At 72.2% G+C, this 14,311-nt stretch carries 10 protein-coding genes; 3 read left to right on the forward strand and 7 right to left on the reverse strand.

Translation table 11 applies throughout. The annotated features are described in order from the left end of the window. The first annotated feature begins 1 nt into the window (after position 1). Positions 2 to 736, forward strand: coding sequence for a response regulator transcription factor (locus ACZ4O3_RS38120; protein ID WP_362718667.1), 735 nt, complete (start codon positions 2 to 4; stop codon positions 734 to 736). Continuing rightward, a complete protein-coding gene (locus ACZ4O3_RS38125; RefSeq protein WP_362718670.1) occupies positions 733 to 2,157 on the forward strand; it encodes a HAMP domain-containing sensor histidine kinase in 1,425 nt (474 codons plus the stop codon). Before ACZ4O3_RS38120 ends, ACZ4O3_RS38125 begins: the two co-directional genes overlap by 4 nt. A gap of 278 nt (positions 2,158 to 2,435) precedes the next feature. On the opposite strand, the gene ACZ4O3_RS38130 is transcribed toward ACZ4O3_RS38125, so the two are convergent. The 3 genes from ACZ4O3_RS38130 to ACZ4O3_RS38140 form a co-directional block, all read right to left on the reverse strand. Continuing rightward, positions 2,436 to 2,855 (reverse strand): CBS domain-containing protein, encoded by a 420-nt coding sequence (locus tag ACZ4O3_RS38130; protein WP_362732271.1) that lies wholly within the window; start codon positions 2,853 to 2,855, stop codon positions 2,436 to 2,438. Positions 2,856 to 3,457: 602 nt separating this feature from the next. Beyond that, positions 3,458 to 4,783: a phosphoribosyltransferase family protein gene (locus ACZ4O3_RS38135; RefSeq protein ID WP_467726792.1), complete on the reverse strand. Its 1,326-nt coding sequence runs from the start codon at positions 4,781 to 4,783 to the stop codon at positions 3,458 to 3,460. 380 nt (positions 4,784 to 5,163) lie between these two features. After that, on the reverse strand, positions 5,164 to 6,291 hold the full coding sequence (locus tag ACZ4O3_RS38140; RefSeq protein ID WP_467726794.1) for a CapA family protein: 1,128 nt from the start codon (positions 6,289 to 6,291) through the stop codon (positions 5,164 to 5,166). A gap of 1,066 nt (positions 6,292 to 7,357) precedes the next feature. On the opposite strand from ACZ4O3_RS38140, the gene ACZ4O3_RS38145 reads away from it, so the two are divergent. Then, positions 7,358 to 7,642 (forward strand): hypothetical protein, encoded by a 285-nt coding sequence (locus ACZ4O3_RS38145; RefSeq protein ID WP_467726796.1) that lies wholly within the window; start codon positions 7,358 to 7,360, stop codon positions 7,640 to 7,642. 172 nt (positions 7,643 to 7,814) lie between these two features. Here ACZ4O3_RS38145 and ACZ4O3_RS38150 read toward each other — a convergent pair whose 3' ends face one another. From ACZ4O3_RS38150 to ACZ4O3_RS38165, 4 genes are all read right to left on the reverse strand, one after another. After that, positions 7,815 to 9,335, reverse strand: coding sequence for a bifunctional aminoglycoside phosphotransferase/ATP-binding protein (locus ACZ4O3_RS38150; RefSeq protein WP_467726843.1), 1,521 nt, complete (start codon positions 9,333 to 9,335; stop codon positions 7,815 to 7,817). A 100-nt stretch (positions 9,336 to 9,435) separates the two neighbouring features. Then, entirely contained in the window at positions 9,436 to 10,305 is an 870-nt protein-coding gene (locus tag ACZ4O3_RS38155; protein ID WP_362731615.1) for a universal stress protein, read from the reverse strand. 859 nt (positions 10,306 to 11,164) lie between these two features. Then, complete coding sequence (locus tag ACZ4O3_RS38160) at positions 11,165 to 13,054, reverse strand: glycoside hydrolase family 3 protein (RefSeq protein WP_467726798.1); 1,890 nt, start codon at positions 13,052 to 13,054, stop codon at positions 11,165 to 11,167. Further along, positions 13,051 to 14,262, reverse strand: coding sequence for a glycoside hydrolase family 1 protein (locus ACZ4O3_RS38165; protein WP_467726800.1), 1,212 nt, complete (start codon positions 14,260 to 14,262; stop codon positions 13,051 to 13,053). The genes ACZ4O3_RS38160 and ACZ4O3_RS38165 overlap by 4 nt, the downstream gene beginning before the upstream one ends. Between the last annotated feature and the right edge of the window lie 49 nt (positions 14,263 to 14,311).

Raw genomic sequence — 14,311 nt, forward strand, 5'->3', positions numbered from 1 at the left:
CATGGACGAGCTATCCACCTCATCGCCTGCCCACAGCCCTGCCGAAGGGCCCGTGAGGATTCTCGTCGTGGACGACGAGCCCGACGTCACCGACGTCCTGTCCGCTGTCATGACCGGCGAGGGATGGCAGGTCCGTACCGCCTTCGACGGAGCGAGCGCGCTCGCCGTCGCTCGGGACTTCCGGCCCGACGCGGTGGTCCTGGACTGGATGCTCCCCGACCTGGACGGCCTTCAGGTGCTGCGCGCCCTGCGACGTGAGGCGCCTCGCGTGTGTGTGCTCTTCCTGACCGCGCGCGACGCGGTCGAGGACCGCATCGCCGGGATCACTGCGGGCGGCGACGACTACGTCACCAAGCCCTACAGCCTGGAAGAGGTCCTGGCCCGGCTGCGCGGCCTGCTCCGACGGGCCGGGCTGACGGCTCAGCCGGGCGCGCCCAGCCTCGTCGTCGGAAACCTGATCATGGACGAGGAGGCCAGGGAGGTCAGACGGGACGGGGTCGGTATCGATCTGTCGCGTACCGAGTTCGAACTGCTGCGCTTCCTCATGCGCAACCCACGCCGGGTCCTGTCCAAGGAACAGATCCTCGACCGGGTGTGGGCGTACGACTTCGGCGGCCGCGCCCATGTCGTCGAGCTCTACATCAGCTACCTGCGCAAGAAGATCGATGCCGGACGCACCCCCATGATCCACACCGTCCGCGGTGTCGGCTACGTCCTGAAACCGGACCCCTCGTGAGCCGCCGCGTACTGCGCACTCTGCGCGGGCAGCTCACAGCGGGGCTCGTGACCCTTCTCGCAGTCGCCTGCCTCGCTGTCGGCATCACCACCGCCCTCGCGCTGCGCGGTTTCCTCGTGGGGCGCCTCGACCAGCAGCTTTCCGCCTCCGGCGGCCGGTTCGCGGCCAGCCTGGAGCACGAGGCCTCCCCCGACTTCGACAACCGCCCCGACACCCGCGGCCAGGCCGACTCCACTTTCGGGGCCCGCCTGCTGAACGGCGTGGTCACCCAGGCCTCGACCATCGACGACGACACCGACCGCACCGTCCCGCTCACTTCGCAGGACCGCCGCACACTCGTGGCGGTCCGCCCGGACGGCACCGGGCACAGCATCCACCTCTCCGCCCTGGGGAAATACCGTGTCACGGCCGTCGAGGGCGACGACCGGGACATTCTCATCACCGGCCTGCCTCTGCATCCCGTCGAGGAAACCGTGCACCGCCTCGAAGCGGTCGAAGCGGTGCTGTTCGCAGTCGCCCTCGTCGCCACGGGCTTCGCGGGCGCCCTCTGGGTGCGAATCTCACTGCGCCCCCTCCAGCGCGTCACCGCGCGTGCGGCGGAAGTGGCCGACCTGCCACTCGCCAGCGGCGAGATCGCCATGCCGGCGCCCCTGCCCGACACCGACCCTCGTACCGAGATCGGCCAGGTCGCCAGCGCCCTCAACCACATGCTCGGCCACATTGAGGACGCCCTGACCCGACGCCAGGCCGGCGAAGAACGGCTGCGCCACTTCGCGGCCGACGCCAGCCACGAACTGCGCACCCCCGTGGCCAACATCCGCGGCCACGCCGAACTCGCCCTGCGACACCCCGGCTCCGTCCCCGCCCCCGTCCATCACGCACTGGAACGCATCGACAACGAGTCCCAGCGCATGACCCGCATCGTCGACGACCTGCTCCTCCTTGCTCGACTCGACGCCGGACGCCCCCTGGAACACGCTCCCGTCGACCTCACGCTGCTGATCCTGAACGCCACGGACGACGCCAGGGCCGCCGGCCCCGACCACCACTGGGTCCTCGACCTTCCCGAAGAGCCCGTCACCGTCACCGGCGACTCCTACCGCCTCCAACAGGCCATCGGCAACCTTCTGTCCAACGCCCGCACCCACACCCCGCCCGGAACCGACGTCACCGTCACGCTCACGGCCGACCGATCCCACGTGTGCGTGGACGTGACCGACAACGGACCCGGCATCCCCGAGAAGACCCAGCCCGAGGTCTTCGGCCGATTCGTCCGTGCCGACAACGCCCGCTCTCGCAGCACGGGCAGCACAGGCCTCGGACTCGCCATCGTCCAGGCCGTGATCGCGGCGCACGGCGGCACCGCGACCGTCACCAGCAGCCCCGGACACACCAGCTTCCGCCTGACGCTCCCCGCCTGAGCATCGAGAGGCTCCGGGACGTTCTCCTGCGCGCCGCCGCGACCGCCTGGCAGCGCGGACAGCGTCGCGTCGCCCCAGCACCGACCGGGACGAGACCCGACCGCCCGCTCCCTACGCGCGTCGGCACCCGTGACGTCGGATCCTCTCCGCGCCGAGGACCGGACGCACCGTCCTCGAAGGCGTCCCCGGCCGGTGCATCGAAGGCCGCCGCGGAGCCGCGGGCCGGGACACCTGCCGTGTTGGGACGACGGCCCGCAGGCTGTGCACGTCCCCCCTGGTCAGGCGGTCGCGCAGACGACCTCGACGAAGTGGCCCACCTGTTCCTCCGGCAGACGGCGGGCGAGGTCCGCCTCGCTGATCATGCCCACGAGACGGTGGTTCTCGATGACCGGGAGGCGCCGGATCCTGTGCTGCTCCATGAGTTGGAGGACCCGCTCGCTGTCGGTGTCCGCGTCGATCGTGATCGGCTTGCCCTGCTCGAGCTGGCCCGCGGTCATGGTCCGCGGGTCCTTGCCCTTGGCGAGGCACTTCAGCACGATGTCACGGTCGGTGACGATCCCGTGGAGGCGGTCGTCCTCCCCGCATATCGGCAGGGCGCCGACGTTCAGTTCCTTCATCTTGCGCGCCGCGTCCAGAAGCGTCTGGCTTTCCTGGATGCAGGTGGCTCCGGTGTGCATGATGTCCCGCGCAGTGGTCATGGCCTGTGCCTTTCCGATGTGGGCCTGCGCCCCGTCAGCGCCGCCGAGCCGCCCCGCGGGCGCCGACGTGCGGTGCCCGTGGCAGGGGATCGCGCAGCACGTGAGTGCCTGGGGCCGTGGTGGACTCCCGCGCCTTCGGCGGGGTGGACGAGGTGGTTGACGACGCCGCTGACGACGACGCTTCCGGACGGACGTCGTCCTGGTCGCGCCGCACGCGTACCGCGGCCGTCGTCATGAGCTCTCCGGCTCTCCGGTCAGCATGTCCGCACTTCCCTTCGCGGCCGCCGACGGGTACGGAACGGCCATCGGCACGGATTCACGCCCGGTGTCCGCGCGGTGCACCCCGCGCACGAGGCGTCATCCCGGGCGCGAAAGCCGGCTTGCCGGAAACGGCGGGGGTTGCGGGCCGGCCCGGTGAGTCCACTGTGGCCTCAGGGGCACGGTGACGGCTCTTCTTCTCCCCGCCCGGAGTTCCATCCTAGGACGCACGGCGGAGGTCGGCAGCCGACGGCGCACGCCGCCACGAGACCCTGCTCCCGCGACCAGGTGCGGCGCGGCTGACGCACCATGTCCCGACCGGGAGCCCGCGCCCGCCGCGGCGTTCAGAATCGGACCGTGGTGTGGGCGGCCGGGACCATGTGGCCGGTGAACCAGTCACGGGCCAGGTCGGTCACCTGCTCCAGGGTTCCGGGCTCCTCGAAGAGATGGGTGGCCCCGGGAACGACGGCGAGCTCGTTCTCGCAGCGCAGCCTGGCCTGTGCGTCGCGGTTGAGACCGAGTACGAGTGCGTCGTCGCCGCCGACGATGAGCAGCGTGGGCGCCGTGACGGCCGGCAGCCGCGGTCCCGCGAGATCGGGCCTCCCGCCACGGGAGACGACGGCGGCGATCCGCGCGTCGGGCTCGGCGGCGGCCCAGAGCGCGGCGGCGGCGCCGGTGCTGGCACCGAAGTATCCGACGGTCAGCCCTCGCGCCTCGGGCTGCTCGCGCAGCCAGCCGGTGGCGTCCGCGAGCCGCCGTGCGAGGAGACCCGTGTCGAAGACATTGGCCCGGTCCGTCTCCTCCTCCTCGGTGAGCAGGTCGAACAGCAGGGTGCCCAGCCCGGCCCGGTTCAGGCCGGACGCGACGAACCGGTTGCGCGGGCTGTACCGGCTGCTGCCGCTGCCGTGCGCGAACACCACGACCCCCGGCGCGCCCTCAGGCACGGTCAGCTGTCCCCGCAGCACCAGCGGGCCCGTGCGCACCTCCGCCTCACGGCCCTCGGGCGCGGCCGCCGCGGGCCGGGCGCCCGCGGAGCGGGCGAGCGCCTCCTCCAGGCAGGCGACGACCTCGTCGTCCCCGGTCTGCGAGAAGTCGTCGTAGAACTGCCCGATCGCGTAGAAGTTCAACGGGGTGTGCGGGCACACCAGCTCGTCGGCGTCCGCGCCCAGGCGCGCGGTCCAGTCATCGGGGGCCACTGGAACCGCCAGCACGACCCGCTCCGCCCCGCGGGCACGGGCGGTCTGACAGGCCGCACGCGCCGTCGAACCGGTGGCGACGCCGTCGTCGACGACCAGCACCGTTCGACCGGTCAAGGCCGCCGGCTCCCGTCTGCCCCGGTAGCGCCGCGCACGGCTCTCCAGCAGCTCACGCTCACGTGCCTCGACCACGGCCAGCTCGTACGGGGTGACACGCGCGGCCCGCACCACCTCGTCGTTGATGACACGGGCGCCGCCTTCACCGATGGCCCCCATGCCCAGCTCCGGCTGGGAGGGCACACCCAGTTTGCGTACCAGGCAGACGTCCAGCGGCGCGCCCAACGTCTTCGCCACCTCCGCGGCAACCGGGACCCCTCCTCGGGGCAGTCCCAGCACCATGACGTCGGGACCTTTGAATTGCGTCAGCAGGGGAGCCAGCTGTCGGCCGGCGTCCCGACGATCGTGGAAGAACACGACTCGGCCTCCTCGCCTGGAGAACAGGGCCTCCGACACGTGTGCACGCAGCCCACACCTTCCATCCTCGCCCCGGCGTAGAGCGCACGCGCGGCGCTGCGGGAGGTGCGCCCCGCTCGCCGTGGGGCCGGGGCCGTGCCCTCCCGCCTCCGGTCGGGTTCGGGCACTGGCGGCCGCCCGAGTCCGGCACTGCGGCTCCTGCTGCCTGCCGCCCCACTTCCTGCCGCCGTCTTTCCGTGGGTCCGTTCAGGACGACTCGGGCGGATGGCGTGCGCGGAGGGCCTTTCGGCCGCCTTCTGCGGACTGCTCGGCCGGGTTCGTCGCCTCCGGCGGGGCACCGGCGTCCTGCCGCGCCGTCCCCGTGCCCGGCCGGCGGGACCTCATGTGTGCTGCCCGGCGTACGCGGGCCGCACGGTGAGCGTGCCGTCGGGCGTCCCGTCCACACGGGTGCCGAACTCCCGGCTGTGCCGGTCGACGACGGCGCGCAGCCACTCGGTGTCCTCGGCCGAGGCGTGTTCCAGCCGCATCCTGCGCGCCCTCAGGGGCACCATCCGCGTCTCGACCAGCCGGCCGGTGGCCGCCAACGACACCAGATACAGCACCCGCAGGTCGTCCCGGTAGCGCTCGTACCCGCGGATGCCTTCGTAGTCGTCGACGAGGTCACCGCAGCCGTAGAGGATGAGCCCGTCCCGGTACACCTCCAGCGGGCGCGGGTGATGCGAGGAGTGTCCGTGCACGACGTCCACGCCCTCGTCGAGGAGCGCATGGGCGAAGCGGACCTCGGAACGAGAGACGGCGTAACCCCAGTTGGGCCCCCAGTGGATCGAGGCGACCACGATGTCCCCGGGCCGCCTGACCTGCCGCAGACGGTCGGTGAACGCCGCCGCCGCGGCCGCCGAAGGCTCCGCGACGACGTCGACACCGGCCCGCTGCCCGGTGGCCGCCCAGTCCGTCGGGATCCCACTGGACGGCATCCCGAAGGAGAAGACCAGCACGCGTGCGTCCGCCCCGAGGGGGACGATGGCCGGCCGTCTCGCCCGCACCTCGTCCCGGCCGGCCCCCGCGGTTCGCAGTCCCGCCTCCGCCAGGGAGCCGAGCGTCTCGCGGAGCCCGCGCAGGCCGAAGTCCAGGACATGGTTGTTGGCCAGCGCGCAGACGTCCGGGCGGGCCGCGGCCAGGCAGGGCAGGTTGGCCGGGCTCATCCGGTAATGGACGTGCTTGCCGGGCGCGAAGTCCCCGTCACCGGTGACGGCGGTCTCCAGATTGACCAGGCGAAGGTCGGGTGCGGCGGCGTCCAGGACGGTCAGTGCCTCGCCCCAGGGCCAGCGGAAGTCGACCGGCCGTGGGATCGGGCCGTTCGCCGCCTCTGCCAGGTCCACGTAGGCCCGGGCGTCGCGAAGGTGTTCCTCTCGCAGCTCCGGGTCGGCGGGGTGGGAGAGAATCTGATCGACGCCCCGGCCGAGCATCACGTCCCCGCCGAGGAACAGCGTGACCACGCCCTCGTGCACCCTCCCAAGGTAGACGCCCTCGTGCACCCTCCCGAGTCAGAACCGGAAGCCGTGCGGCCGGCCGAACGGCTTCGCGGGGCCGCGCGCGGTGGCGGCCGCCCCTGGTTCCGGCACGAGGACCGGACGGCGAGCCCCTGTCCGGTCCGTGGAGGTCGGCCCACCTGCCGCCGTCCTCCAGCGAGCGGCCCGCCGCCGCCTCGGCAGGCCTGCCGGGGAGTCGGGGACGCAGGCATGGCAGAGCCCTCGCACCGAGGTCAGGCTGCGATGCGAAGGCTCCGAGGGCAGAACAGTCCCCGGTAGTGCTGCACGTGTCCTGGGGCTTCAGTCGTCACTGTCGCCCCGGTATCGCGCCGGCTTGCCGGGGGCCTGAACCACATCCCGTCCGAGTGCGCTCCGCCGGTTTGACGTCCTGGCCGGTTTTGCGGCTCTTCCGGTTTGTGGGCTGTTAACCATCATGCTTCCTAAAATGCGCAAGTCAATAGATTTAGGACATAAGTATGTGAAAACCTCGCATGGACGGGCTGACCGGGCAGAACATCGCTTCCCGCCTCCCGCCCGGCCGCCGTGCGGAACCCTCCGCATACCGAGTCGTGTCGCCTCACCCTCTGGCCGCGCCGTCTTCGGCCACTCCCCCCAGGAAGATCGCCCAGGCTGTCCCGCGACAGGACGCGCGAACGGCCGGCCGACGCCGGTCGTCGACACCCCGCCCGGGCGGGGCGGACCGTCCGGACGCTGCGCTGCCGGATCACTCTCGACCGGGCCGGGGGTTCGCGCTGTCGTCGGCTGGACCGACCGGTCCCATGAAGGTCCGTTCGGCCCTGTCGGCGCGCCGTCCCTGTGCGCACGATGTCGGCAGGACTCGATCCCGCCGGGCGGACAGCCCCGGATCGCGCCCGAAGGAGGACAGCTGCGGAGGTGGTCGCGGTGGCCACGGCTCCCCGGCGCCGGTCTCGCGGTCCGTCGAAGACGAGGCCGGACGGGCGTTCGGGCCCCAGCGCGGACCCGCGGGGCGCGCGGGAACCGGCTGCCTCCGCACTCGGGTACAACGAGAAAGGCTGAAGACGCCATGGTCCAGACATCGTGGACGACAGAAGGTGTGTTCACCGGGCAGGGGGGCGTCCGTACCGACGAGGCCGGGATCGTCAGCGGGGAGATGACCGTGCACACCGCGTGGAAGGGCGGGCAGGCCGATGTGAAGATCCAGTACAGCGGCACCTCCCAGTGGTTCACCCTCAGCGGCAGTCCGGTGCCGTGCACTTCTCAGCAGGACAGCCGGACCCTGCACCAGGAGGTGGTGGAGGCCGTACGAACCGGCGGTGGCACCGCTCTCCGTAGGCACAGCCCTGCCTGAGCGGTGACGGTGGATCAGGCGCGGAACAGGTGGCCGCCGATCGCGGCAGCATGCCCGCACTCGGCCGCGGGTCCCGTGAGGACGCCCGGACCGGTTCGTGGCAGACGGGCGATCGCAGGCGCGGTGCCGGCCGGGCACCGGCCGGTCCGGCCCGTGGTCACTCACACGCCCCTCAGCGGTCCCCCTCGTCGCCCTCCTGGCCGGCACGGCCGGCCGTGCCGTCTGCGGCCGGCTCCCCGTGGTGTCGGCGGAAGAGCGGCAGCCGGTCGGCCTCCCACGGGCGTACGGCGGTCAGCGCACGCTGGACCGCGGACTCCAGCGCACCGCTCGTGTCGACCGGCACGGCGTCGGGCCACGGGGCTTCCCTCGCGGCCATGGCGCGGGCGATGCCGGGACCGGCGTCGGACGCGCCGGGTGCGCGCGTGCTCAGCCGGGCCGCCGCCATTCCGTCCGGAACGCGGCAGTGCAGGGCCACCAGATCGGCGCTCGCACGCTCGGCCACCCGCGTGGCCGCTTCCCGCTGCCCGGCCTCGGACCAGGTGGCGTCCAGCACGACGGTCTCGCCCAGGGACAGCAGGACGGCCGCGCGTTCGAGCAGGGCGGCATAGGTTCTGGCCGTCCACTCGGGCGTGTACAGCCCCTGGCCGTAGCCGGCCGCCGCGGACTGCTCGGCGGGGAGGCCGGCCAGCTCCTTGCGGATGCGGTCACTGCTCAGCAAGGTGACACCCAGCCGGTCGGCCAGTGCTCCGGAGAGGGTGGACTTCCCACTGCCCGGGAGCCCGCCGACGAGGCAGAGACTGACGCCCGCGGAGCGCAGGTGGCTCAGTGCCATGGCGGCCAGCCGCCGCGCGGCCGCTTCCGAACCGGGCGCTCCCTGACCGGCCTGGATCATCGAGACCTTGGCCCGGACGAAGGCACGGTAGGCAACGTAGTGGTGCCACAGGGACGGGGGCGCCGGGTCGGCGGAGTACCGGCAGTACTGAGCGAGGAAGTACGCCGCGGCCTGCGGGGCGCCGAGCCGTTCGAGGTCCATCGCGAGGAAGGCGGCGTCGTCCAGGCCGTCGACATGGCGGAGTCGGTCGTCGAACTCCAGGCAGTCAAGGACACGAGGTCCGTCGTCGAGGCAGAAGATGTCCTCGGCGAGCATGTCTCCGTGGCCGTCGACCACCCGCCCCTGCTCGATGCGGGTGTCGAACAGCCGCCTTCGTCCGGCGAGAAACCGGCGCACCAGCCGCTCGATGTCGCACTCGGGCCCGGACCCGTCGGCGGCCAGTGCGCGGACCTGGGCGAAGCTCGCCTCCCACCGTGCCGACAGCGCGTCCCGCGTGCCCTGCGCGTCCACGTCGGGGCCGCGCGGCGCGGCCGCGTGCCACATGGCCAGGTGCCGGGCCACGGTGCGGAGAACACCGTCCACGACGGCTCCTTCCCGGACCAGGTGGGAAAGGCGCCGGTCCTCGGGCATGCGGCGCATCACCACGAGCGGTTCGGGGATCTCCGTGCCGGGACCGCGGAACTCGCCCAGCCCCAGGTAGACGTCGGGGGCGAACCGGCTGTTGAGGGAGACCTCACGCTCGCAGGCCGTCCGGCGGGCGGTGACCGTGGTGTAGTCCAGAAATCCGAGATCGACCGGCTTCTTGACCTTGTAGGCCCGGTCGCCGACGAAGAACAGCGTCGCCGTGTGGGTCTCGCACACCCCGGCGCGCGCCGGTCCCCCGCCGTTCGGAGGTGCGGGGCGAACGGCGGACGCCTCCGGCTGCCGCACCGACCACTGCGGTGTCCTGCCGCTGCCGGGCTCAGTCATGAGGAACGACGGCGACGGGACAGCGCCCGTGATGGATGGCGGCCTGCGCCACGGGCCCCAGGTGGGGTGCGGGTCCGTGATGATGCCGGCGTCGGCCCACCACCAGCACCGAGGCTCCCTCGGCGACCGCCACTACCGCCTTGGCGGGACTCTCCAGCCGGACGCTCTCGGTCACCTCCACCCGCGGGTATTTCTCCCGCCACGGGCGCAGCGCGGCGTGCAACTCCCCGTGGGCCTCGCGCGTCATCCGCTCGCCGATCTCCTGGTCCACACCCCAGGGCAGCCGTGCGTGGAGCGGCACGCTGCGGCCGTGGACGGCCAGGAGAGGAACGCCCCTGGCCGCGGCCGTATGAAGGGCGAAGTCCAGCAGCTCGTCCGGGGAACCGTTCAGTTTCAGGCCCACGACGACACGGCCCGGGACGGCTCGGGGCGCTTCCTCCGGCGGTGGCTCGGCACGGACCAGTACCACCGGGTGCTCGGCCCGGGCGACGACAGGCATGCTGATGTCGCCCAGGAAGTAGCTCTGCACCGACTCCAGACCGCGTGAGCCGAGTACCGTGATCTCCGACTCCGACGCCGCCCTCAGCAGGGCGTTCTGGGCATCGTCGGCGACCAGGCTCCCGACGACGGTCAGCGCCGGGTGGCGTGCTTGGAGTTCCGTCTGCGCGGAGTGGACAAGACGCTTCGCCCAGTAGTTCTGGTCGAATTCCGCGGGAACGTGGGCCGGTTCCGGTGCCAGCATCGGCCACGCGTGCAGCAGGCGCAGGGTGAGCTTGCGGTTCTCCGCCTCGTCGGCGGCCCATCGGGCGGCGGCGAGGCTCTCGGCTGAGCCGTCGAGTCCCACGGTGACGACTGGGTCCATGGCGGCGGCCTCCGTTCCGTAGGGAGCTGCAGACAGTTGTGAACGGGTCTGGTCCGATCGAGCGGACGGTCCGGACGTCGCCCGGGTGCCGAGTACGGTTCTTCTCCCTTCGAGGATCCCCCCGAGCTCCCCCCTGCCGCACGCGGAGTACGGACGCAGGGCCTGTGGTCCGGAAAATGGAAGAAGGCACGGCTGCCTCCGTGCCGGCCCCGGTGCTGCGGGAACAGGGCCCCCGCATGGGGCGGTGCGGGCCTTCCGGGCGTGTCGTCACGTCTCGCCACGTGCCGTGGGCGAAGAGCGGCCGGTGGCGGTCCTCCGGCGCACGGGGACGGACCGGACCGCCGGTCTCACGGTGCGCGACCGGCCCGTGCCGGCCGGAAAAGCCGTTCGCCGTACCGGGCTGACGCGGCTGACCGTGCGGGTGCGCTGTCTCGTCCGCACCACGAAGACCTCGCCGGGCCCCGGGCAGGCCGCCCTGAACCGGGCCCGCGGGTGGTGCGCGCCCGCGTCGAGAGGTCCGCCGCCGGACGCCCGGCGGCACCAGGCGTCCGGCGGGCCGCCTCGGACACCGTCGTTGTCCGGTGGCGGATCCGGTTCGGGGGTGTGAAAGCCCCTCTCCCCCGTCCGTCTTCCCGGCGGCACGGCGCACTCGCCGGCGGTCCGCTGGGATCAGGACGGGCAGCGGGAGCCGACGGCCACCAGGCCGCTCTCCCCCACCCGCCGAGGTCCGCTGCGTGAGCGCACGCCGGACTGCGGCCCCGCGGCCACAGCGTGCGGCCACGACCTGTTCGGCCGGTGAAGCCCGCGCGCCTCAGGGAGGTGGAGGCGCGCGGGCGGCTCGGTGTCCGCACCGGCCCGCTCAGTCGGTCCGGTGGGGCTCGTCACCGGCGGTGCGGTAGGACAGGCCGTGGCCTGCCGGGAAGAGCGGATCACCCGTGTCGTTCGGCACGTCTTCCCGCGATGCCTCCACCGAGCGCATCGAGGAGGGCATCTCCGCCGGCAGGCGCCCGCCGGGTGAGGCGTCGCCGAACAGCAGCCCCAGCAGGGCCTCGTCCGTGATCCCGAACTCGGCCACCGTCGCGGCCGCGGCGGCGGTGATCTCGGGGATGACCGCGGGCCGGTCGAGATGGACGACCACCACGGACGGCACTTCGTGCAGTGCGCCGGCCAGACGTGCACTGCGCTCGGCAGGAAGGTCCAACCGGCCCTGGTGAAAGGCGCTTTCGTAGTCGATTCCGGTGTGCCGTTCCTCGTACGGCGCCTGGAGCCTGATCAACGCCACCTCCGCATCGGCCCGTTCGGCCACGACTTCGCCGTAGGGGGCCGCGGCGGCAGGATCGACGCCGGTCAGGTGAAGCCGGGTTCCGCGGGCGAGCGGAAGCACCGGCCGGGCGGGGGCGCCGTTCGTCAGCAGGACGGCAGCCCGCTGCTGGGCCCGGACGCCCGCGGCGGCGAAATCCGCTCGTCCGACGGTGCGTTCGGCCTCGTCCGGATCGACGTAGGGATGGTCGAACAGGCCGAGCCGGAACTTCTGGCGCAGGATGCGCCGTGCGGAGACGTCGAGGCGCTTTTCCTCCACCCGGCCGGACTCGACCAGTTCGACGACGAGTTCCGGGCAGAACTCGCCGCCCAGTTGGTCCACGCCCGCGGCGAGGATCTGGTGTACGCGGTCGATGCGGCTCAGTTCCTCCGCACCCCAGCAGCGGGCCGGCCAGCGGGTTCCGCCCACCCGGACGTCGGTCACGAGGCCCCAGTCCGAGCAGACCACCCCGTCGTAGCCGTACCGCTCGCGCAGCCAGCCGGTCACGACGTCGCGGTTGAACCCGAAACCCACCTGAGCCACGCCGAGTCCGACCGGGACGGCGTAGTACGGCATCACCGCTGCGGTCCCGGCGGCGAAGGCCGCCTCGAAGGGCAGCAGATGCTGCTCGGAGTTGCCTCCCGGGTAGACCTGTTCCCGGCCGTACGGGAAGTGCGCGTCCTCGCCGCGCAGTTGGGGGCCGGCTCCCGGGAAGTGCTTGGTCATGCAGGCCACACTGTCGGGACCGAGCCGCTCGCCCTGCATGCCGCGGACGTACGCGGCGACGAGTTCGGCGGCGCGTTCGGCGTCGGCGCCGAAGGTGCCCACGCCACGGGACCAGCGCGGCTCGGTGGCGAGGTCGGCCTGCGGATGCAGGGCCATCCTGATGCCGACGGCGAGGTACTCCCGGCGTACGACATCGGCGAACTCCGCCACCAGGGCCGGGTCCGCGCAAGCCGCCAGGCCGAGCGGCTCGGGCCAGCGGGAGAACGTGGTCGTCGTGATGGCGGTGGCCGGGTTGTCGGTGAAGCCGTGGACCGGGTCGCTGGACAGCGTCACCGGGATGCCGAGCCGTGTCTCGGCCGCCAGCCGTTGCAGCCGGTTGTGCCATTCCGCGTAGGCACGGGGGGCCATGCGCGGAGCGGCGTTGAAGTGGTTGATGTGCTTGGCGGTCACCAGGGTCGACGTGGACAGGACGTCGCGCGGGATGTCGTCGCAGTCGGGGGACGGCTCGTGCAGACCCGACGTCGTGGACTGCATCATGGTGTGGAACATCAGCCCGGCCTTCTCCGCGAGGGTCATCCGGGCCAGCAGGTCCTCCACCCGCCGGTCGACGCTCTCGCGCGGGTCCTCGTAGACCTCCGGGCGACCGGTGCCTGCCAGGTCTCGGAAGACTATGCCGTCCCGGCGGGCCAGGTGCGGGTCGAGGTCCTCTCGTGCCGTGGTCATGCGGCACCTTCGGCCAGGACGGGGGCGGCGGGCAGGGCGTTGGCGTGAGCCACTCGTCCGAGCCAGTGGGCGCTGGGCTTGACGGTGCGGGCGAAGGTCGTGCGGTCCACCGCGATCAGTCCGAAGGTGGGCGTGTACCGGCCCCATTCGTAGTTGTCCAGAGCGCTCCAGTGCAGGTAGCCATGAACGGTGACGCCGTCGGCGATGGCCCGGTGAAGGTGGCCGAGGGCCTCGGCCGTGTAGTCGATCCGTCGGTTGTCGTCGGACGTTGCTATGCCGTTCTCGGTGACGATGACCGGCACGTGGTCGGTGACCTCCCAGGCGTTGCGCACGCCGATGGCCAACGCCTCGGGGAAGTACTCCCACCCGGTCAGCGTCTTCTCCACGTCCTCGCGCGGCGGCAGCGCGCCCTCCCGTCCGACGAACGTACGGGTGTAGGCCTGCACGCCGACGAAGTCGTCGCCGCGGGATGCCTCGAGGAAGAACTCCTCCAGCGGATGGCTGTAGGCGCGGGCCTGTTCCTCGCACCCGGGTTCGGCGTGGATGGCCTGGGTGGCGACCGACCAGCCGGACCTGACGCCCTCCGCCGAGAGGACCTCGCGGGAGAGACGGTGGGCGCGCACGAGTTCCTCGGACACCTGTCGGCTCGGGCGGGCCAGGCCGTGCGCGACCAGGTTGGCGCCGCCCTCCTCCGCTCCGGCTCCGCAGGCGATGATGTTCGGCTCGTTGATGGTGCACACCCAGGGAACTCCCTCACGCACCACGGGCAGCACCGTCTCGGTGAACCGCGCGAACAACTCGGCCGCCTTCGGGGCCCGCCACCAACCGTCTGCGTGCATCCAACGGGGCACCGTGAAGTGGTTGAGGGTGACCATCGGCGTCAGCCCCGCCTCGTGGCAGGCGTCGACCATCCGGCGGTAGTGATCGACCTCGGCGCGCGAGACGACGCCCGGTTCGGGTTCGATGCGGCTCCATTCCAGGCTGAAGCGGTAGGTGTCCAGTCCGGTGCCGGCCAGCAGGGCGATGTCCTCACGGTAGCGGTGGTAGCTGTCGCAGGCGTCTCCGCTGGGTTCGGGGACGGTGGTGCCGGATGCGTACTCGCGCTGCCAGTAGTCGCTGTTGACGTTGTTGCCCTCCGTCTGGTGGCCCGCGGTGGCGGCCCCCCAGAAGAAACCGGGCGGGAAGGCGAGTGACTCGGGACGATGCATCGTCGTGCGTCCTGTTCGTTCGTGGAGACGGGGGATGGAGCCGGCGGGA

It is taken from the genome of Streptomyces sp. NPDC026515 (assembly GCF_055567595.1).